Annotated in this window: 18 protein-coding genes; 8 read left to right on the forward strand and 10 right to left on the reverse strand. The window is 52.0% G+C overall.

Going from position 1 to position 21,313, the window contains the following annotated elements:
* Positions 1–11 precede the first annotated feature (11 nt).
* Both BM231_RS01945 and BM231_RS01950 read right to left on the reverse strand, forming a co-directional pair.
* Positions 12–1,085, reverse strand: a complete 1,074-nt coding sequence (locus BM231_RS01945) for an alpha/beta hydrolase (protein ID WP_208859995.1) — start codon at positions 1,083–1,085, stop codon at positions 12–14.
* A gap of 11 nt (positions 1,086–1,096) precedes the next feature.
* The gene (locus BM231_RS01950; RefSeq protein WP_093516332.1) at positions 1,097–2,467 is read right to left on the reverse strand and encodes a DEAD/DEAH box helicase; all 1,371 of its coding nucleotides are present in this window, start codon (positions 2,465–2,467) and stop codon (positions 1,097–1,099) included.
* Between the two features lie 439 nt (positions 2,468–2,906).
* Between BM231_RS01950 and BM231_RS01955 the strand changes: the two genes are divergently transcribed.
* Positions 2,907–3,224, forward strand: a complete 318-nt coding sequence (locus BM231_RS01955) for an ArsR/SmtB family transcription factor (RefSeq protein WP_057463148.1) — start codon at positions 2,907–2,909, stop codon at positions 3,222–3,224.
* 11 nt (positions 3,225–3,235) lie between these two features.
* Here BM231_RS01955 and BM231_RS01960 read toward each other — a convergent pair whose 3' ends face one another.
* The gene (locus tag BM231_RS01960; RefSeq protein WP_093516334.1) at positions 3,236–5,239 is read right to left on the reverse strand and encodes a bifunctional DedA family/phosphatase PAP2 family protein; all 2,004 of its coding nucleotides are present in this window, start codon (positions 5,237–5,239) and stop codon (positions 3,236–3,238) included.
* 324 nt (positions 5,240–5,563) lie between these two features.
* On the opposite strand from BM231_RS01960, the gene pap reads away from it, so the two are divergent.
* Complete coding sequence (pap, locus tag BM231_RS01965) at positions 5,564–7,057, forward strand: polyphosphate:AMP phosphotransferase (RefSeq protein WP_093517026.1); 1,494 nt, start codon at positions 5,564–5,566, stop codon at positions 7,055–7,057.
* 40 nt (positions 7,058–7,097) lie between these two features.
* Here pap and BM231_RS01970 read toward each other — a convergent pair whose 3' ends face one another.
* A complete protein-coding gene (locus tag BM231_RS01970; RefSeq protein WP_093516336.1) occupies positions 7,098–7,946 on the reverse strand; it encodes a hypothetical protein in 849 nt (282 codons plus the stop codon).
* A gap of 663 nt (positions 7,947–8,609) precedes the next feature.
* A complete protein-coding gene (locus BM231_RS01975; RefSeq protein WP_093516338.1) occupies positions 8,610–9,593 on the reverse strand; it encodes an aldo/keto reductase in 984 nt (327 codons plus the stop codon).
* A 46-nt stretch (positions 9,594–9,639) separates the two neighbouring features.
* Between BM231_RS01975 and BM231_RS01980 the strand changes: the two genes are divergently transcribed.
* Positions 9,640–10,590: a LysR family transcriptional regulator gene (locus tag BM231_RS01980; RefSeq protein WP_093517028.1), complete on the forward strand. Its 951-nt coding sequence runs from the start codon at positions 9,640–9,642 to the stop codon at positions 10,588–10,590.
* Between the two features lie 10 nt (positions 10,591–10,600).
* On the opposite strand, the gene BM231_RS01985 is transcribed toward BM231_RS01980, so the two are convergent.
* The 3 genes from BM231_RS01985 to amaB form a co-directional block, all read right to left on the reverse strand.
* Positions 10,601–11,785, reverse strand: a complete 1,185-nt coding sequence (locus tag BM231_RS01985; protein ID WP_093516340.1) for an NAD(P)/FAD-dependent oxidoreductase — start codon at positions 11,783–11,785, stop codon at positions 10,601–10,603.
* A gap of 174 nt (positions 11,786–11,959) precedes the next feature.
* Positions 11,960–13,159, reverse strand: coding sequence for an acyl-CoA dehydrogenase (locus BM231_RS01990; protein ID WP_093516342.1), 1,200 nt, complete (start codon positions 13,157–13,159; stop codon positions 11,960–11,962).
* Between the two features lie 12 nt (positions 13,160–13,171).
* On the reverse strand, positions 13,172–14,710 hold the full coding sequence (gene amaB / locus BM231_RS01995) for an L-piperidine-6-carboxylate dehydrogenase (RefSeq protein ID WP_063300371.1): 1,539 nt from the start codon (positions 14,708–14,710) through the stop codon (positions 13,172–13,174).
* A 310-nt stretch (positions 14,711–15,020) separates the two neighbouring features.
* Here amaB and BM231_RS02000 point away from each other — a divergent pair, with 310 nt between their 5' ends.
* Complete coding sequence (locus BM231_RS02000) at positions 15,021–15,944, forward strand: LysR substrate-binding domain-containing protein (protein WP_093516344.1); 924 nt, start codon at positions 15,021–15,023, stop codon at positions 15,942–15,944.
* Positions 15,945–15,953: 9 nt separating this feature from the next.
* Here BM231_RS02000 and BM231_RS02005 read toward each other — a convergent pair whose 3' ends face one another.
* On the reverse strand, positions 15,954–16,802 hold the full coding sequence (locus tag BM231_RS02005; protein ID WP_208859996.1) for a GNAT family N-acetyltransferase: 849 nt from the start codon (positions 16,800–16,802) through the stop codon (positions 15,954–15,956).
* A 184-nt stretch (positions 16,803–16,986) separates the two neighbouring features.
* Between BM231_RS02005 and BM231_RS02010 the strand changes: the two genes are divergently transcribed.
* Both BM231_RS02010 and BM231_RS02015 read left to right on the forward strand, forming a co-directional pair.
* Entirely contained in the window at positions 16,987–17,625 is a 639-nt protein-coding gene (locus BM231_RS02010) for an HAD family hydrolase (RefSeq protein WP_093516346.1), read from the forward strand.
* A gap of 125 nt (positions 17,626–17,750) precedes the next feature.
* A complete protein-coding gene (locus BM231_RS02015; protein ID WP_093516348.1) occupies positions 17,751–18,086 on the forward strand; it encodes a hypothetical protein in 336 nt (111 codons plus the stop codon).
* Positions 18,087–18,094: 8 nt separating this feature from the next.
* Here the strand turns inward: BM231_RS02015 and BM231_RS02020 are convergent, their stop codons facing one another.
* Positions 18,095–18,949, reverse strand: a complete 855-nt coding sequence (locus BM231_RS02020) for a GNAT family N-acetyltransferase (protein ID WP_093516350.1) — start codon at positions 18,947–18,949, stop codon at positions 18,095–18,097.
* A 238-nt stretch (positions 18,950–19,187) separates the two neighbouring features.
* On the opposite strand from BM231_RS02020, the gene mtnA reads away from it, so the two are divergent.
* Both mtnA and BM231_RS02030 read left to right on the forward strand, forming a co-directional pair.
* Complete coding sequence (gene mtnA / locus BM231_RS02025; RefSeq protein ID WP_093516352.1) at positions 19,188–20,294, forward strand: S-methyl-5-thioribose-1-phosphate isomerase; 1,107 nt, start codon at positions 19,188–19,190, stop codon at positions 20,292–20,294.
* A gap of 89 nt (positions 20,295–20,383) precedes the next feature.
* Positions 20,384–21,157: an enoyl-CoA hydratase gene (locus BM231_RS02030; protein WP_063309056.1), complete on the forward strand. Its 774-nt coding sequence runs from the start codon at positions 20,384–20,386 to the stop codon at positions 21,155–21,157.
* Positions 21,158–21,313 lie beyond the last annotated feature (156 nt).

A 21,313-nucleotide genomic window follows, 5' to 3' on the forward strand; every position in this document is an offset into this window, starting at 1 on the left:
AGATCAGGGCCTCATTGGGTTTCAGGTAATACGAATTCCAACTCGGCCGCCAACTGCAGCATCCGCTCATCAATCGGAAACTGTGCTACGCAGTCAGTAAGCGCTTCCTGAGCTTTCGCTCGCTCAGCGCAGCTCAAATACAACTCTGCTGCACGGATCAAGAAGCTCTTGCGCCAACGCTTTGGTGTCGTCTTCAGTACGGCATCATCTTTCAAGGCAATATCCCATTCCTGAAGCAGTTCAGCACCCCTTTGGGGCTTTCCTTGCAACGCAAAATGTTCCGCCCTTAGCAGCCCGTAGCCCGGATTATCAGAGAGCGATCTCGATACATCTGGCAGATACATCGGAGCGTTCTCTGCAAGCGCCTGCCCCAAACCAACAAACTTTGTGCAGTCAGCAAGGCTTGGCGTAATAAGGAGCCCTCGTGCAGATAGCAGCTCAGAAATATCGCGCTGAAACGTCTTGATCAGCTGGCGCACGATGTTGAGAGAGTAGAGCTGGTCATGCAAAGCATGCGGCCCTGCAACCCCATAACAGAAACGCTTCTCACAATGCGGCAATCGCTGCATGGCAAGGTATCCGGTCATGTCAATCCAATCGAACAGCCCGAAGAGGATGTGAACCGGATACTTCATACTCCCTGATAGAAGCGCCAGCAAATCCGCCTTTTCAGGAGCAGGACACTCCAGGTATGCAGCACTCTGCGAACCTGCCATGCCCAAGCTCAACTCTGGCGAAAATGCAAAAATCTCACCGTCCTGGCGCCGCAGGCCAGTCATCAGCGCGCCATAAGCCCCCATGGATGCGCCGTAATAAACAACGCGCTCTGGGTTCTCCTGCGCAATCGCGTCGTCAATTGCACGGTCAATGTCCTGCTCTGCTCTCAGATACCATTGTGATTGGATATCATTCAGAAAGACGCAGGAATGCTGTGTCTTGGCAAACAAACGCTCCAGTCCGAATTTACCAGAGGGTATCCGGACCTGAGAGAAAACAATCATTAACACACCGCTGCGACCACCGGATTGGAGTTTCACTTCCAATCCGTGAGAGGCCACACTCGGCGCTGTCTTAAGACTTGGCATTAAGCGAAGACTTAAGGCTTCTTACGCTTGAGATAAACGCCACCACCGGAAGCTGGTGCTAAGGACGCGTCAGATGACTTGCTCGGCGAACGACGTGGTGGTGCCTTTTTACCCGGCTTGGCAGAAGATTTGCTCTTTGGCTTTTGAGCGAACTTACCGCCGCCCGGGCCTTTGCGCTGCCCACCCAGCTTCTGTTTCTTTCCAGCCAATTGTGCATTGCTGCGCGCGCTTTTCGGCTCACGGTCTGATGGAAAGAAGGTATATCCATCCATTTCGGGGATCTTCTTGCCGATCAGTTTTTGAACTGCACGTAGCATTCCTCGATCTTCAGGCAGACAGAACGTAATTGCGTTTCCGCTCTTACCCGCACGCGCTGTACGGCCAATGCGGTGCACGTAGTTCTCAGTCGCATTCGGCATGTCAAAGTTGATCACATGCGAAATGTCTGAAACATCGATCCCGCGAGCTGCAACATCAGTCGCAACAAGGGTTTTCAGTTTGCCGCCCTTGAACTTGTCCAGCGTCTTCTGGCGTTCCGCCTGAGACATGTCACCATGAATAGCTTCCGCTGGCACACCGTCAGAATTTAGCCGTGCAGCAAGCCGCGCGCTGCCCTTTTTGGTGAGTGTGAACACAAGCGCGCGTTCGCACTCTTCAGTTTCCAGCAGTGTTTTCAGCAGCGGATACTTGGCGTTATCTTCCAGATGCGCGATCTTCTGAATAACGGCCTCAACCGTTGTTGCTGGCGGCGCAGTGCTCACCTCAACAGGATCACTCAAAAAGCGGCCAGCAAACTCACGAATTTCAGCAGGCATAGTTGCTGAGAACAGCAGTGTCTGCCGTTTTTTCGGCAGCAGGTAAGCAATCTCTTCCAGCTCTGCAATAAAGCCGAGATCCAGCATCTGGTCCGCTTCATCGAGAACGAAAATCTCTAGTTCATCAAAGCTGACGCCGTTCTTGCGGTGCAAGTCGAGCAGACGGCCCGGTGTCGCCACCAGCACATCCAACCCACGCTGCAAAGCACGAAACTGCGGAGGAAACGGTACACCGCCAACAACGCAGCTGGAGTACATTTTGGTGCGACCTGAATAGGCCTTGATGTTCTTTGAAATCTGATCCGCCAGCTCGCGGGTTGGCGTCAGAATAAGGCTGCGCACGCTCTTTGGCGCTGCGCGATACCGGCTCTCAAGCAAGCGCTGAAGAAGCGGCACTGCGAAAGCTGCGGTTTTACCCGTTCCGGTCTGCGCAAGACCAAGCAGGTCCTTGCCATCCAGAATGTATGGAATAGCGTTTTCCTGAATAGGTGTTGGCTCGTCATAACCTTTAGATTTCAGGGCGATCTGAAATGGTTTTGCAACACCAAGTTTGTCGAAGTCGGTCAAAAAGTGATCTTTCGAATGAGCAGAGTGTCCGAAGCCGGTTCTGCTGATTTCATCATGTGTTTTTTGCGTGTCCCAGAAAATCAGAAACCGTTTTTCGATTTAGGATACGCGCAAAACAAGCTTGAAGAAGTTTGCCTTCGAGAAATCCAGCACAAAAGCAGGCAGCTTCAATTAATTCTACTGGAATAGTCTCTGAGGCTCGGTTTGATCGGGCTATTAACATAGACCCGCCACATTATGCTAGAATTATTGCAGGAGAGCATAATATTCTGGTTGTCCCGACAAGAAAAGGACGACAAATTTGGTTAGAGCAGTCCAGCTACTTGCATGTTTCATGTTCTTCTTTATGTATGGGGACCAAGAATAATGACGCTGCTTTTATGGCCCACATCCTATAAATGGCCTGCTGCTAATAACATTAAAGATTAGGGTTCGAGCTTTGATTGATGCAAATTTTGAAGACTTAGAAGAAAACGCTGAGGAAGCTTCGCGGCTTCTTGCTAACATGGCGCACCCCAAGCGCTTGATGGTGTTGTGTCGACTGGTACAGAGCGAATGTACTGTAGGTGAACTTGCAGAAGCTGTTAATCTTAGTCAGTCTGCGCTGTCACAACACCTTGCCAAGATGCGTGCCAGCAATCTGGTTTCCACCCGCCGTAGCGCCCAGACAATTTACTATTCTCTGGCAAGTGCCGAAGTGGAATCCGTGTTGCAAACTCTCTACGGCCTTTATTGCGCTCCTCAGGAAAAAGCATAGCAGGGCCTGCTTTAAGGCCCCGCGATTACCACAGAGCTACCATCCCACCTGCGCTTCTCTTCTGCATTCGGTAGCTGGTTGAACATGTGAAGATCCACTGGAATTTCATCTTCAGATTTCAGACCTGAAAACTCACCAAACAGACGGACGGTTTCTTCGTCCAGCGCACCACCGATATACAGATTGGAGATCTCTCCGTTCACATCGGAGAGTTTGAATCGGGTTTCCCAGAGCCAGAACACCTGTCTGTGGTCCTGATCGCTTTCGTAAACCATCGTCAGCGCAGGCAGAAAACCTGCATTGGTGTGTGGTACCGGAGGCAGTTCGCCAGCAGGTGTTTCGCCCTTCAGGTAGCCAGTCGCCGTTGGAACAGACCATTCTGGGGCCTTGCGCCAGCCAAGCTCTGTCAACTGCTGCTCCAACTGTTCCGGCGTGCCGGACCATTGCAGCGTAATCGGCTCTTCCAACTCACCCGTAATGGATACACGCTTGGCAGGCAGCAAACGCCAGTCCTGCAAGCGCCAGCTGGATTTCTGGATCACAACGGATTCACTGCGCGGCTCATATGCCTCAGCAGCGGTCGGATAATTGGTGCTGATGTGCCAGACAGAAGCAATTGCCAAAGCGCTCAGTGAAATGATCGTCAGCGCAGTCCTGCCAACTTTTTCGTTGTGAATATGCCCAAACACAAACGAGAAGAAGAAGACCGTACCGGAGCCGAATAAGAGGCCTGCCAGCACGTCCGAAAGCCAGTGCGCGCCGAGATAAACCCGCGAGAACCCGATCAAAATTGCAAAGGTTGCCGCTACAGAATAGATGACTGTCTTGCTCAGACGAGAGCGCTCATGAGCCACCAGAACTGCAATCACACCAATCAGAACCGTATTGATCGTTGCGTGCCCGGATGGGAACGAAAATGAATCCGCGCCGGTATACAGCTCAATCGGACGATCGCGGCCAATCAATGCTTTGGTGATCACCACAAAGATTGAGGAGCTGACAATCGCAATAACAAAGCCCGTCGCTCTGCGCCAAGCCTTCCGTCCAAACAGATACAGCCCAACAGCCAGCGTCACAGTTGCAGTAACCGTACCGTCGCCCATCATGGTGATCATAACCATGACTTTATCGATGATCGGCGTCCGGGCGATCTGGAAGAAATTGCTGATCGCAAGATCTGCCCGCGCCATCGGCATTCCGGGCGCCACAGCGCCTGTAAACCAGATGAATCCGGGCAGCGTCACAAGCAGGAAGAACGCAGACACCAGCATTCCCACACTGCGTGGGTTTTCAGGGTCATACGTTCGCGCAACCCATTGGCTGAAGCGATCTGGACGGCGGGCAAGCCAATTGACCGTTGCCTGATGGGACCCACCAACGATTGGCAGAATAAACATGATCAGCCAGCGGATCAGGGCCACGGCAATCAAAAGAACCAGCAGCAAGCCACCGAGAATAATCGCCAGACGCGTATTGAACTCGCCAATTGCAAACAAAGCAGAGCCAGCCATCACACCCGGGATCAGATGAATTGCGGCCCAGGCAAAAGCAGATGTCACGTTGAAAAACGTAAATCGACCAAAACTCATGTCCGCCATACCGGCAATTCCGGGCACGACAGACTTCACACCCGGCACAAACCGGCCAATAAAAATGCTCTTGCCGCCGTGTTTGGCAAAATAATCTTCACCGCGCTGCAGCCAGTCCGGATATCGGCTTAATGGCCAGATGGTGCGCACTTTGTCTTTGTAAAAGTAGCCAAACCAGTAGGAAAACGCGTCGCCGGTTACGGCGCCTGCTGTCGTCCATAAAAAGATACTTAGGAAGGGAAGCTCACCAAGGCCAATGAGCGTTCCGGCACCCACAAGTACAACCGTGCTTGGAAACACCAGCCCAATCAGGAAGAGAGCTTCGCCCATTGCGACGATAAAACAGATAAGGCCAGCAAAAGCTGGGTTCGCTGCAATGAAATCAACAATGTGGTTGAGGAATGTGGTGACGAAATCGACGTTCACTGAAAAGTCTCTAGCTCTTTCTTAAATGACTTAGATCGCTGGGTGACTGCTTGAAATGTATACATAGCGCCAAGGTGACCAAAATAAGGTCTGCATTCTGTTACATTTATATGCAGGCATCTGGCGCTTTGAAAGGGAAATAACAAGCCCTAATCCCTGCAAAAAGCATAATAGTCCCACTAATCAGACCCATACGTTAATTCTGGTGACGAAAAACATCGTTTAGCTCTTTAAGCAATAATACAGAATGGCTATTCTTGGCTGCAAAGCCGAATGAGCAAAAATAACATTTTACGCCATGCCCCAGATGCGAAGGTCACTTGCATGTTTCAGTCTGCAAACATTCCTCAGACAGTCAGCAAAGAGCTGCTTCAAAAAAGACTGCCTGAACTCCGTGAGGAATTGTTGGAAGTTCAGCATAAGCTGAGAGAGAACAAAGCTTTTGCAACGATCATTTTGCTCGCTGGCGTAGACGGCTCGGGTAAAGGTGCGGCGATCTCCCGTTTGTATGAATGGATGGATACCCGTTATCTGTTCTGCAACGCCTACCATGAAGAACGCAGCGAGTCTGAAAGCGCCCGGCCAAACTACTGGCGCTACTGGCGTGATCTTCCTGCGCGGGGCGAAACTTCCATTGTGTTTGGCTCCTGGTATCAGGAACCATTGCGTGATGCGGTTATGGGCAAGATTGATGACGCAGAGCTGGAGCGCCAGCTGTCTGCCATCAACCGCTTTGAAAAAATGCTGGCCTATGAAAACATTCTCCTTCTGAAATTCTGGTTCACCCTTCCAAAGGAAGACCAGCAGGAACGCCTGCATGATATCGAAGTCAAAGGCAAAAAAGGCCGTAACTTCATTGAGGAATGGTCCGGCTCAGAACATTATCGCGCTGCCCAGACCGCCGGCGAAAAAGCATCTCTGCAAACCAGCACCGGTTATGCCCCTTGGTTTGTGATCCCGTCTCAGGACCCGGATGTCCGTGATCTTGCGCTGGCCGAAACCATCGCACAGTCCATGAAGAAGAAGCTGGAAAGCGGAAACGGCAATCCGGTTTCAGCTCCGGCTGTGGTCACGACCCTGTCGCAGGCCAATGCGGTGGATGCGATTGACCTGACGGCGACAATCTCCAAAGAAGACTACAAGGAAGAGCTTGAAGAGCTTCAGGACAAGATGGCGTACCTGACAGACCGTAAGCGCTTCAAAAAGTTTGGCTTAATCTCCGTCTTCCAGGGCAATGATGCAGCCGGCAAAGGTGGTTCAATCCGCCGCCTCACCCGCTCCATGGACCCGCGAAACTACAAGGTGCACCCAATCGCAGCCCCTTCCGTGGAAGAAAAGCTGCACCCGTACCTCTGGCGTTTTTGGCGCCGCCTGCCGAAAAAGGGTCACAGCGCCATTTTTGACCGCTCCTGGTATGAGCGGGTTCTCGTAGAGCGTGTCGAAGGCTTCTGCTCCGAAGCGGACTGGATGCGCGCTTACAATGAGATCAACGCTTTCGAGAAAGAGTTGACGGATTCCGGTTTCGTCCTCTGCAAGTTCTGGCTCGCGATCTCAGAAGAAGAGCAACTGCGTCGCTTTAAAGCCCGTGAAGAAACCGCCTACAAAAACTACAAAATCACCGAGGAAGATTGGCGCAATCGCCTCAAATGGAATGAGTACGCCATCGCAGCGGGTGACATGGTGGACCGCACCTCCACCCGTTACGCCCCATGGACACTAATTTCTTCCGAAGACAAGCGTTACGCTCGCATTCAGGTGCTTCGAACCACGGTCAATGCCCTCGAAAAGGCAATGAAGAAGAAGGACAAGGAGAGCTAACTCAGCTCCCTTCGTCTACAAAACTCCGTAACAGCTCCTGTCACACGTTATTTTGTGACAGGACTTCAGCCGAAACCAAATCGACCTCACGTCCACCCCGCCAAACGTCAATCACGGCTTCAATCTTCAGCGACTTCTTTACGCCGTCATACTCCGTAACCTGCTGTTGCAGCTGTTCGTAGTCCGGGCGCTCAATGTCCGTGGCGATGTCCTTCTCCATGTACGCATGAATGCGCAAATCATCCTGACCCGGCTTGCTGATATCAAACCGCATGTCCTGATTGTTGGACATACACATCACCGCGTCAGAGAGCAGCGGAAACAGCCCTTGATGGCAAACTGAAAAGATGGTTGCGCGTTCTTGTGGTGAGAACTGATCAAAGAAGTTCATGCCTTCAATCGGTTTTGAATCGAACGTAAAAGTGCGCTCCTGCCTGCGGTTAAAGTCCTTTTGAAACTGTATGCCCTGCTGCTCGGGGATCTTGACCCCCTCCATCATGATGTCGTTTTTCAGGTTAGCTTCCACGCGGTCTTCATCAGGACTGCGCACGTCAAATTCCAACTTGAAGTCCAACACGCTGTAGCTGCGATAATGGGAGCTGTCATAGACTTTGAAATTGTCCTGATAGTTCGCGCCAGCCAGTTCGCGCAGTTGCTCAAAGGCTTTGACCTTGTTGTGGTCCGTCACACCCGGTGAGAACAGGTCAAACGCCAGTTTCTTCGCTGTCACACGATCTGTGCCGCAAAACCAGTCAACAATCTTGTCCCAGAGCCGCGTTGCCGGATTCCCAACATGGTCTCTGTCCGAGGCTCCCTTGATGCTCTCAAGATCTCCCGCTGAGATATGCGGATTAATTTGCGGTGTGCTCAAAGCAACTGAAGATGACATGTTCCACCCTCCTGAACGCGGTCAATTGGTCATGCTGGGGCTTGTAACCCTGATACCAAGATTGCAGGAAGTTGGAGAGTTGCGCTGTTCTGAATGGCACTGGAACAACAAAAAATGCACCAAAGGCACCGCATGGCAGCCCATGCAGTGTTGAAGCTAGAGTTCCCGAAAGTGGGATGAGCAAGGCGAGCAGGCAATGCCTGCGCTACTTGTTAGAATATGAGTCTTCGGCAGTGGCTGCTCGCCTCGCCCGGGCTTTCTTGTAATGAACTACGTCGCCTCTTTTGCCTATAAGGCACGATAGCCGGTTTCCCGGAAAGACCGTGGCTTATCCAGTCAGGTTTCCCTAACCAAACAGTTCCTCCGTCTTTGACAAACGCATCTGCAAAAGCAGGTTTTACTGCCGGTACATCTGCATCTGTCGCCGCGTGATACCCTATAGTCCTGGGCCCTTCCCCTCAAACCATGCGGTCACGTTTGAAGTTCGGTTCACCGGACCACCAGAAAGATGCGTTACCTCTTCTGATAGCCCCGCCCAACCCACGCCTCACTGACGGACGGTCCGCCAGCAGCCCGTTGCGTGGGCATGTCTTTCAGAATATGGGAGAAAACTGGGAGGGGAATAAGTTTTAAGGATCACTCGGTTTTGCTCAGAGTGCCTGCTTAGGCATTAAGGCCTTTCATGCCCTCAGGAGTATACCGCTCGCCCACAACAGGAATGCGAGCAATTTCGGCTTCCAGTGCTTGCACCTCATCTGAAGTCAGCTCAATCTCAGTGGCAGCAGCGTTCTCTTCCAGATACTTCAGTCTCTTCGTGCCCGGAATTGGCACGATATCGTTTCCCTTTGCCAATAACCAAGCGAGGGAGAGCTGCGCAGGTGTACATTTCTTCTGGTGTGCGGCCTTTGTTATCACTTTCGCGATACCCTCATTGATGAGCAGGGCCTCTTTCGAAAATCTTGGCAGATTGGCGCGAAAATCACCCTCTTCAAACTCCGTTTCCGAATTAAAACTGCCAGTCAAAAATCCTCGTCCCAGAGGGGAATAAGGAACAAATCCGATGCCAAGCTCACGGCATGCAGGCAAGATCGCGTTTTCAACATCACGAGACCACAGCGAGTATTCTGTCTGTACAGCTGCAATTGGATGAACCGCATGCGCCCGGCGCAGCGTGCTCTCGTTGATCTCACAAAGCCCGATATTGCCAATCTTACCCTCCTCAACCAGGCGGGAAAGCTCGCCCATGACATCCTCAACGGGTTGCTCTGGATTAACGCGATGGACATAGTAAAGATCAATGTAATCAAGCCCCAAGCGCTTCAGAGAGGCCTCACAAGCCTGCCGTGCATATTGCCGACTATTCTCGATCGTTCGCTTGTATTCGCCGGGTTTCCGATTGATGCCAAACTTCGTTGCGATTTTGAGAGGCGCTTTTGCTTCCTTCAAAAAACGGCCAATCAGCTCCTCATTGTGGTGAGGTCCATACATGTCTGCCGTGTCAAAGAAATCTATGCCCAGCTCAACGGCTCGTGCCATCACACGCAAGGACACACTATCATCGTGTGAGCCATAAAACTCACTCATCCCCATGCAGCCCAGACCAAGCGCTGAGACGTTAAGTTTAGATCCAAGTTGGCGAGTTTTCATCAGAAGCTTCCTTGTGTTGCTGCTGAATACTTGCCATGTTTCAAAAATGGAAAATACGAGCAAAAATGGAAAGCTGATTTCCAATAATGGAAATAAACTGCTGCATGATCTCGTCTGGGACGATACGAAAGCCTTCCTCGCTGTCGCGAGAACAGGAACGCTCAGCGCCGCTGCCCAGCGCCTGAGCATCGGTGTCGCAACCCTGTCGAGAAAGGTTGATCGCCTCGAAGAAACGCTGAAAATACCTTTGTTCGTAAGGCATCAATCCGGTTATCAGCTCACGGAGGACGGTCGCGACTTGCTGGCGAAGGCTGAGGCATTGGAAGCTGCTGCCTCGGCATTTGCTTCAGAAGCGACGGCTCAAGCTGGCATTTCCGGAAAACTCCGCCTCGCCACAGCAGAAAATCTCGCTACTCACCTGATTTTGCCAGCACTGCCTGAGCTGCGCACAAGCTATCCGGACCTTCATATCGAAATCCTGACCGACGTAAGCTCAGTCAACCTGCACCGGCGAGATGCAGACTTGGCAATACGCATGGTGAAACCAGAAAGTGGCAACGTCACGCTCCGCCGCCTGGGAACGCTCGGCTTTGGTCTGTATGCGAGCAAAGAATACATGCTCAAACGACAGGAACTCGCAAATCCTGAGAGCTATGAGGACGACCACTGCATATCCTGGAGCGAAGCGCAGGCTCACCTTGCCGCAGCACAATGGATTCGACGTGCTTTAAAAGGCCGCCAACCCGCAGTTTTAACCTCATCACTCGCAACGCAAGTGGTTGCCGCCAAAGCCGGACTTGGCTTGGCAGTCCTCCCACATTTCCTTGCAGCTGAAGCTGGGCTCGTGTGCGTGGAAGCCAACATCGGTGTTGATCAGCAAATCTATCTGGTCATGCACTCTGACCTCGCCCACTCTCCCCGAATGCGCGTCATGGCAGACTTCCTCGCAGAACTGATCATCAAAAACCGAGCCAGATTAAGCGGCCCACTTCAGTAGGCCGCTCTTCTTAAACCACGTTCCGCTCAATCAATGGCTTGTTTGCAGCCAGACGCTCGACACCAAGCTCAGACAGGTCCAGCGTCTCGTAACGGCCAGTCACGATATGTTCGGCAAGACCGCGCCCAACTGCAGGGCTCTGCTGCAGACCGTGGCCTGAGAAACCCAGCGCGATGTAAAAGTCCTCAATGCCGGGCACTGGGCCCGTAAACGCGTTGTGGTCGAACAGGTTCACATCATAATGCCCTGCCCATGCCGCACCGGGTTTGATGGCCTCAAATGCAGGAACCCGATTGGCGAGTGTTGGCCAAAGGTGTTCCTCAAAGAAGGAATAATCGACATCGTAGTCAAAGGAATCCGGGTCTTGCTCTTCATCCGGTGAGCTGCCGCAGATAAAGCCCGTCCCTTCAGGGCGCACATAGGTGCCATTAGGATCAATCAGCAACGGCAGACCCGGAACCTCATCGCGGCATTCAAAGGTAAAAATCATCCGCTTTTTGGAGTGCACAGGGGCTTCAAAACCAGCTTCCATGCAAATCTGAGCACCACCCGATGCGCCTGCAGCATTCACCACAACGCCAGCTTCCACCTGCTCTCCGTTGGAGAGTGTCAAAATCCAGCTGCCGCCCATGATCTTTTCAAGGTGAACCACCTGATACGGCTCATAAGGCACATTCAGGGAGCGCGCTTTGCGGCGGAAAGCCTGCATCAGGCCATAGCCATCAAACCAGCCTTCGCCAGAAAGACCGTGACAACCAGCAGAAAGATCAGAGACATTGAGCCACGGAAATTTAGCTTTCAGCGCATCAGCCTCCAGAAAACCGATATCCGCACCCATCTTCTGCTGCAGCGCGTGGTTCTCTTCCAAAATGCTGCGCTTGTCTGGCGTTGCGAGAAACAGATAGCCGCCCTCAACCAGATCAATGCGTGGCTGCTCGCCGTCAACTTCCAGAAGATTGCCAATATTGCGCAGGAAATCGATGCCAAAGAGCGAAATGTCGATGTTCACGGCAGAGGAGAACTGTTGGCGAATAGAAGCGGCAGAAAGTGCCGAAGCGCAATGTTGGTAAGACGGGTCTTTCTCAAAGACCGCAATGCTACCCTTAAAGTCGTCGCGTTGTGCAAGATGGTACGCCACCGATGACCCGATGACAGCCCCCCCAATAATAGCAACATCCACTGAAGCTATCGCCATAGTCACACCTGAATACTGAGAAATGAAAAAGGTAAGAACCGACGCCCGAAACAATTAGGCGGGTATTTGCGAGCGCCGGTCTAAAAGGGAGACGAAACGCCTCCCAAGAGCATCAAGCGTAATCTCAAAAAAGGCCTCCCAGCACTTTCATGAGACTACGATGCTGATCAGGGCTTAAAAGAAAGCCTGAAGGCCAGTCTGTGCACGACCCAGAATAAGGGCGTGAACGTCATGCGTACCTTCATAAGTGTTGACGGTCTCAAGGTTTTGAGCATGGCGCATGACCATGAATTCCTCAGAGATACCGTTACCGCCGTGCATGTCACGTGCCTGACGTGCGATATCCAGCGCCTTACCGCAGTTGTTGCGCTTCACGATGGAAATCATCTCAGGAGCAACGCGGCCTTCGTCAAACAGGCGACCAACACGCAGGGAAGCCTGAAGGCCGAGGGTGATCTCGGTCTGCATGTCTGCCAGCTTCTTCTGGAACAGCTGTGTCTGTGCCAGAGGACGGTTGAACTGCTTGCGATCCATGCCGTACTGGCGGGCACGCATCCAGCAATCTTCCGCAGCGCCCAGCGATCCCCAGGAGATGCCGTAACGAGCGCGGTTCAGACAGCCAAACGGACCTTTCAGGCCAGAAACGTTAGGCAGCAGCGCATCTTCACCCACTTCCACGTTGTCCATCACGATTTCACCAGTGATGGAAGCACGTAGAGACAGCTTGCCCTCGATCTTAGGGGCTGAAAGACCTTCCATACCCTTTTCAAGAACGAAACCACGGATCTGGTTGTCATGCGCTTCAGACTTCGCCCAAACCACAAACACGTCTGCGATTGGGGAATTGGAGATCCACATCTTGGAACCCGTGATGCGGTATCCGCTCTCGGTCTTCACAGCGCGGGTGCGCATGCCAGCCGGGTCAGAGCCTGCATCCGGCTCGGTCAGACCAAAACAGCCAACGTATTCACCGGAAGCAAGCTTCGGCAGATACTTCATGCGCTGCTCTTCAGAGCCGTAAGCGTAGATTGGGTACATCACCAGAGAGGACTGCACACTCATCATGGAGCGGTAACCACTGTCCACGCGCTCAACTTCACGGGCAACAAGGCCATAAGCCACGTAAGAGGCGCCTGAACCACCGTATTGCTCTGGAAGGGTCACGCCAAGCAGGCCCTGCTCGCCCATCTCGTTAAAGATGGAGCGATCAGTCTTCTCTTCGCGGTAAGCTTCCATCACACGTGGCAGAAGCTTTTCCTGAGCGTAGGCACGCGCGCTTTCCATGATGAGAACTTCGTCTTCATTCAACTGGTCGCGCATGAGGAACGGGTCTTCCCAATTGAAGACACCTCCGCCGGTTGGATCACTACTCATGCTCAAAATTCCTTATTCAACGTCAAACTTCACACCCTGCGCCAATGGAAGGGCGCCAGAGTAGTTGATGGTATTGGTCGCGCGGCGCATGTACGCCTTCCAGGCATCAGAGCCAGCTTCACGGCCACCACCAGTTTCCTTCTCACCGCCAAATGCGCCGCCGATTTCAGCGCCGGACGGGCCGATATTGACGTTTGCAATGCCGCAATCAGAGCCAACAACAGAAACGAAGGTTTCAGCTTCCCCCACGTCTTTGGTGAAGACGGAAGAAGACAGACCAGCACCAACACCGTTCTGGATCTCAATCGCTTCATCAAAGTCGCTGTAGCGAACGACGTAGAGGATCGGAGCAAAAGTCTCTTCCAGTACAGGGCCAACCTGACCAGGCATTTCAACGATTGCAGGCTGAACGTAATAAGCATCCGGATACTCATCTGCCATCACGCGCTGACCGCCATGCACGGTGCCGCCAGCAGCTTTCGCAGCTTCCAGAGACTTCTGCATGTTGTCGAATGCGTCTTTGTCGATGAGCGGACCGATCAGCGTGCCTTCTTCGGTTGGGATACCGATCTTCACAGAAGCGTACGCCTTGATCAGACGTGGGATCAGCGCATCATAAACACTGTCATGCGTGATCAGACGGCGCAGAGTGGTGCAACGCTGACCGCAAGTACCCATTGCGGAGAAGGCTACGCCGCGCAGGGTCAGATCCAGATCAGCAGACGGGGTCACGATTGCTGCGTTGTTGCCGCCCAGCTCAAGGATGGACTTACCGAAACGCTCTGCAACACGTGGACCAACCTGACGACCCATGCGAGTGGAACCAGTCGCAGAGATAACAGGCACGCGCTTGTCATCGACCAGTGTCTCACCGATTTCACGGCCACCTACGATAACTTCCAGCAAGCCCTTCGGTGCATCATCACCAAACTTGGCAACCGCCCGCTCAAACAGTGCAGCACATGCCATGGCTGTCAGAGGAGATTTCTCAGATGGCTTCCAAACAACGGAGTCACCACAAACGAATGCAAGCGCCGCGTTCCAGGACCAAACCGCGACTGGGAAGTTGAACGCGGAGATCACACCAACAACACCGGATGAGTGCCAGGTTTCCATCATACGGTGACCCGGACGCTCAGTCGCGATGGTCAAACCGTACAGCTGACGGGAAAGCCCAACTGCGAAATCGCAGATGTCGATCATTTCCTGAACTTCGCCCAGACCTTCAGAGGTGATTTTGCCTGCTTCCAGGCTCACCAGCTTGCCAAGGTCGTCTTTGTATGTGCGAAGCTCTTCACCCAGCAGGCGAACCAGCTCACCACGACGAGGTGCAGGCAGCTTGCGCCACTCTTTGAAAGCATCGTGAGCACGACCAATTGCAGCGGTGGTTTCCGCGGCGCTGTCTTCTTTGATCATCGCCAGTGTTTCACCGGAGTTTGGAGAAGTCGCAGCAAGTGTGCCACCTTCCAAAGCAGCGCGGGCAACACCCATACGCTCCATGAGTTCAATTGTTTCTTTTGCGAATTGCGCGGTATCCAGACCTACGGTCATTGAAGCCCCCAAAGAGTGAGAAACAGTCAGTTCGAAATTTGAGCAGAGTTTCTCTTGTCCTGTTCACGGGTAAAAGCTACGTCTTTTCCATTATTCATTCGCATATGGAATGACTGATAATTTCGTCTTGATCTTGCGTCTCGAAGAAAACTGCTTAAAATCAGTAAGATAATTATGGGTGGCGACCTGTTTAAGGTCCTGTTTTAAGAAGGAGATGATGCCAGATAGAACGAAATTTGTTCGTGCGGGTTGTGCCTAACCTCGCGATTTCAGATGTTTCGAGCTGTCCACGGCATCATGAGAGGTCAGGATGAAGCGTGGTTTTATCCCTCCGATTGACTGTTTGATCGCATTCGAAAGCGCAGCGCGGCACGGCAGTTTCACGCGTGCAGCTGAAGAATTGTTCCTGACACAAGGCGCAGTCAGCAAACAGGTGCGCCTTTTGGAAGGTCGCTTGGGTGTTGAGCTGTTCAAACGGATTCGCCAGCGCATTGTTCTGACAGATGCCGGGCGTATCTACCTGCATGACATCCGCGGCACGCTCGAAAAGATGACCAGCGCCACCCGTCAGGTGATGTCCTTTGCAGGCAGTGAAGATGTGCTCAACGTCGCCGTCCTCCCAACCTTCGGTACCCGCTGGCTCGCTCGCCGCCTCCCGCGCTTCCACGAGCGCTACCCGGAAGCCAGCTTCAACCTCTCCGTCCGCCTGCGTCCCTTTGATTTCTCAGTAGAACCATTCGACGGCGCCATCCATTACGGAGAGCCCGTCTGGGCAGGCGCCATTGCGGAGCCGCTGTTTCAGGAAGAGGTCATTCCAGTTGCCTCCAGAGCATTTCGCGACAGACACAGCCTGTGTACTCCGGAAGATCTGATTGATGTTATGCGCCTGCACCAATCAACACGGCCAGATGCATGGCAAAAATGGTTCTCGCTGGCAGGTGTAGAAACAGATGGCGCCTTCCAGGGCCCACGTTTCGATCAGTTCACCATGATCTCACAGGCTGCCGCCTCCGGCTTGGGCGTGGCACTGGTACCGAAGTTCTTTATCGAAGAAGAACTTGCCGCAGGAACACTAGTCCGCCTGTTCGACATCAGCCTGAAACTCTCCTCCGCCTACCACTTCGTCTACCCAGAAAACCGAACCCTGCGCCCAGTCGTAAAGTCCTTCAAAGCATGGCTCCAGGAAGAAGCCCACGAACAGCAGTTGGACCGGGAGACTTTGTTGCCGCAGTAAGCTCTCGATTTAGCCGAGTTCCAGTGTTGTCACTCCATAGATGTTGCCGAGTGGGAAAGTGGGCGCAGTCCCTTTGTACATTCGCGCAGTCTCAAATACAGGTTCCATCTGGTATTGCTCTGCGAGGGAAAGCGCATGGGCATTGGGCTCAGGTAGATCCAAGTGAACTTCCTTTCCATGCACTGTTCCGATAAGTGCTTGAAATAATGAATCCGCGATACGCTCATCATCTGCAAACAGAGGCCCAACTCTGTAAGCATCATGCCCAGTCCGAATTGTACCATATCCTTTGACCGCACCATCCTCTGTGTAACAGAAGGTAGAGCGATGCTGAGAGGCAGGATCCAGCCACTTAGTAAGGAAAGAGGTACGCTGAGGCGGGAAAAACTTATGATCATACTCGATGAGACTGGGTAACGTGCTTTCATCGATGCGCTTGATGCGTTTGTCATCGGTTGATGTCACAGCAGAAATGCCAGCATATCGGATATGTCTGTAGGCAGTTTCAAAGCCGGAGCGCGCATAATTGTCCTGCTGCTCAATAACCCCGTCCAGCCCCATTGTACGCCCATGTAAGGACTTGATGCAGTGGTCCCACACCAACTTTCCGTATCCCTTGCCCCGCAGTTCCGGATCGCAAATGTAAAGTCCTACAAAACCGAAATCCTTGCCATACTTGACCCCGGAAATGAATGAGATTGGACGATCTCCATCAAAGTACCCGAAGAAGCCGGAAGTATCTGCTGAGTAAAAAGCCTCAGCATCATCAGAGCCAGGGTTCCATCCTTCATTGGCTGCCCACTTCAGGATGGTGCCAAGATCGCGTTTATCAAGTTGTTTTATTCTGAGATTCTGCAAAATCAACCTCACTTTTCGGAACACAAATTATACCCTAGGGTCGGCGTATTAAGTGATGGTTTAAATCTATGCCCCTTGGTGGATTGACCGAGCTTTGACTTATTCGTGAGCCGCTCCGCCCATCATTGATAGATCAAAGCATGAGGCATAATTTGATCGTACCTATTTTTAGAAAGCTGCAATATTGAATATTCAAAATGTTATTTTTGATTGGGATGGCACCTTAGCCAGAACTTTGGATGTGTGGCTCGACGGATATCAACGCGCTTTAGAGCTACGTAACTTCACCTTCCAACCTAAAGAAATCGTCGCAGAATTCTTTCATGATCACCACAAAGTGCCAGACAAGCATCCTCATATAGGGTTTCCTGAGATTGCAGAGGAAACACGGCACTATGTTCTGCAAGCATTACAAAAAGTTGAGCTTTATGAGGGAGCAATCAAGACGCTTTCAACACTGAAGGATGAAAGGGTTCCAACAAGCCTTGTCAGTTCAAGCTCACGCAGTCTTCTCACAAGTGGAACACAAGTGCATGGCTTATCTGACTTCTTCCAGACGACTGTTGCAGGAGATGATGGCTACGGGCACAAGCCTGGTACCCGTCCTTTTGAAGAAGTGTTAGATCGCATGGGAGCAAATGCCAGTAGCACATTGGTAATTGGCGACTCTCATGTAGATATTATGGCAGGCAAAGCTCTTGGATGTCGCACATGCCTATTTGCACCAGTATCGAACAACCTCTTCCACAACTTCGACTATTTGCGATCGATGAACGCAGACCATGAAATTGAACACCTACCAGATTTGCTTGAGTGCATCTGAAAGGCCTAAGTTCGTGAGACATTTTAATAATAGCCGCAGATACCCATAAATTATACTTTTATTTCAATAGGATAATGTCACATCATAAAAGTTGCTGTCCATTTTCTCAAGAGTTGGGAAGAAACATGAGCATCATTATGAGATCAGGAATATCCTTATTTTTTATCGCTTGGTTTGTTGCGGCCCAACCTGCCTCAGCGAAGCAAGCTCGTTGCTTTACATCTGATGATGGCGAGTATGATTGTGAGTTCAAAATCACTGATAACAAAGGTAGCTTTGAGGTATCTGCAGCGGGTAAACCCACTATGATTTTAGTGATTGATCCTCCCGGCGTTGCCTATGGTTGGGCTAACTTTGGCACTGGTCGTAACGTTTTTTTGCCAGGTAAATATCTGCGTGATGATGCAGACAAAGCATGCTGGGTGAATGATGAAACAAACACAAAAATCTGTGTCTGGTAACTTATGCTCTACCCCAGCTCATAACTCGCAAAGCTATAGATTTTGTCCAGCGGCAGGTTGGGGTCTTGGCCCTTATACATTCTGGCGGTAGCGAACACGGGCGATAGGTCATAGCGCTCTGCCAGCTCCACGGCTTGCTCATTAGGCAAAGGCAGGTCAATGTTGATCATCTGCCCCTTTGCACTACCGGCAAGAGCGCGGAATAGAAGGTCGGCGCCCTCAGGTGTCTCTGCAACCATTGGGCCAATGCGGTATCCATCACGGGCTGCGCGAATGACGCCGTAACCGCGCACAATCCCCTCTTCAACCAGATAAAGGCCCCGGCGCATTGGGTTCATTGGCTCCATCCATCGTTCCAGAAAAGCTGAGCGCTCTGCAGGAAAGTAGTTGCGGTCATATTCTATGATGCTCGGCAAAATGCCCTTGCCAATGATGGAAATACGCTGATCCATAGGCATGGTGACATCAGACAGGCCGCTGTAACGCATATTCTGATGAACGAGCTTGAAGCCTGATTTGGCGTAATTGTCTTGCTCTGCCACCACGCCATCAAGGCCAATCGTCCGCCCTTCCAGCCGTTTCATGGCGGCATTCCATATGACAGCCCCAAGGCCCTGCCTGCGAAACTCTGGATGGCAGATGTAAAAGCCGAGAAAACCAAAGGCCTCACTGTATTGAACGGCAGACACCATTGAAACCAGCTGATTGTTTAGATAGCAGCCAAGAAAACCGCCGGGATCCGCCGCATAGTAGGATGGTGCATCATCTTCACCTGGATTCCACCCTTCTTGGGCAGCCCAATCCAGCATGGTCAAAATGCCATCCTCATCCATAACGCGAATTTCAGTGTCCAGCGGAGCCATCGGAAGCCTCTTTCATCAACCCGGCAAAGTTGAGGTGTAAACAGACGTAAGGGACTCAGCGTAGCGCAGTATGGTTAAAGAGGAGATGAAAGGCTTTCATCTAATTGGACCATGCAGAAACTGCGCACTGTAGAACTTTATGAGGAAAAGAATCCGGACGTGGTAAAATGCAGATGGAGCCACCGAAAAATCCGATAATCTGGCGCACAAACCGCATACATGGGTAGGAGACGTCGCGATGAAGGTTCATGGTAAAGCATACCGTTCCATTTGGCCGCTGGAAGCTGGAAAGTCTGTCGGGATCATCGACCAGACGTGCCTCCCCCATCGTTTTGTCGAGGTTGAACTGCGCAATCTGGAAGATGCAGCCGTTTCCATCAAGGATATGTGGGTTCGAGGCGCTCCATTGATCGGCGCAACAGCCGCCTTCGGTGTTGCACTGGAAATGGCGCGGGACCCAAGCGATGCAGCACTAAGCAATGCGTGGCAGGTACTCCACGCAACCCGCCCTACCGCGATCAACCTGCGCTGGGCGCTGAATGACATGCAAAACCTGCTCTCAGATCTACCATTGGAGCAGAGAGCGGAAGCTGCGTGGAAGCGGGCCGTCGAGATTTCTGATGAGGACGTGGCCTGTAACGAGTCCATCGGCAAGCATGGCCTCAAGCTGATTGAAGAGATCGCCGCGCAAAAGAAACCGGGCGAGACCATTAACATCTTGACCCACTGCAATGCCGGCTGGCTGGCAACCGTAGACTGGGGGACAGCCACCTCTCCGATCTATCAGGCCCACAACAAAGGCATCAAGGTCCATGTCTGGGTTGATGAAACCCGCCCGCGCAATCAGGGTGCAGGCCTGACCGCATGGGAGCTGGGCGAGCACGGCGTGCCTCATACACTGCTGGTCGATAACGCAGGCGGTCATCTCATGCAGCACGGCATGGTGGATCTTTGCATTGTGGGAACGGATAGAACCACCGCACACGGCGATGTCTGCAACAAGATCGGCACCTACCTCAAAGCGCTCGCAGCTCATGACAACAGCGTCCCATTCTTTGTGGCTTTGCCTTCGTCAACCATCGACTGGACTGTCGCGGATGGCCTGAAGGAAATTCCGATTGAAGAGCGTGGCGGTGAAGAGGTTGCGTGGATCTCAGGCGAAAACGCGGACGGTAAGGTCGAGAAGGTGCGCATTTGCCCGCCAGAGACCCCCTTGTCCAACTTCGCGTTTGATGTGACGCCATCAAAATACGTCACCGCCCTGATCACCGAGCGCGGCGTCTGTGCAGCAAGCAAAGAAGGGCTCGCAGCACTGTTTCCAGAGTGGGTAAACACCGACGCCTGATAGAACTAAGACAAACGGATACCTTGCCGCTAAGCCATCACTCTTCAATGTTAGGGCAGAAATCCAAGTTGATTTATTGGGAGGGACATATGTCCTACGAGAATATTCTGGTTGAGACACGCGGTAAGATCGGCCTTATTACGCTAAATCGCCCGAAAGTATTGAATGCACTGAACAGCGATCTGATCGCTGAGCTTGATGAAGCACTGAACGTATTTGATCGCGATCCTGAAATTGGCGCGACAGTCATCACCGGCTCCGAGAAAGCCTTCGCGGCGGGCGCTGACATTAAAGTGATGGCAGAATATGACTACCCGCAGACCTATCTGATGGACTTCATCACCAGCTGGGATCAGATCGCACAAAAGCGTAAGCCGATCATCGCAGCCGTCGCAGGCTTCGCGCTGGGCGGTGGATGTGAGCTTGCCATGATGTGTGATTTCATTCTGGCAGCAGAATCTGCGCAATTCGGTCAGCCAGAGATCAAACTTGGCGTTATGCCAGGTGCAGGTGGTACACAGAGATTAACAAGGCTTGTTGGCAAGTCAAAAGCAATGGAAATGTGCTTGACAGGCCGTATGATGGATGCAGCAGAGGCAGAACGCGCCGGTCTGGTTTCCCGCGTTATTGCAAATGAAGACCTGGTTGCTGAAGCAATCAAAGCTGCTGAAAAGATTGCAAGTTTCTCGACTCCAATTGTTATGATGACGAAGGAAAGTGTAAACCGTTCTTACGAAGTAACACTTGCTGAAGGCATTCGTTTTGAGCGTCGCTTGTTCCATTCTATGTTTGCAACCAGCGATCAAAAAGAAGGTATGAAGGCGTTCATTGAAAAGAGAAAACCTGAATTCGAAGACGGATAAGCCGTTTTTAGGCAGGTCTACACCTTTTTTCGTTGACGAGGCTAAGACTCCCAATTATAAGCGCTCCACAACCAGAGGCGGATTTTGTTCGCCACTGAATTCGTTTGATCGGGGCGGCTTTGGGCGGTCTCGTTCGCGATTTGAAAACAGTTCTTA

It is taken from the genome of Pseudovibrio ascidiaceicola (assembly GCF_900114245.1).
Classification (GTDB): Bacteria; Pseudomonadota; Alphaproteobacteria; order Rhizobiales; family Stappiaceae; genus Pseudovibrio; species Pseudovibrio ascidiaceicola.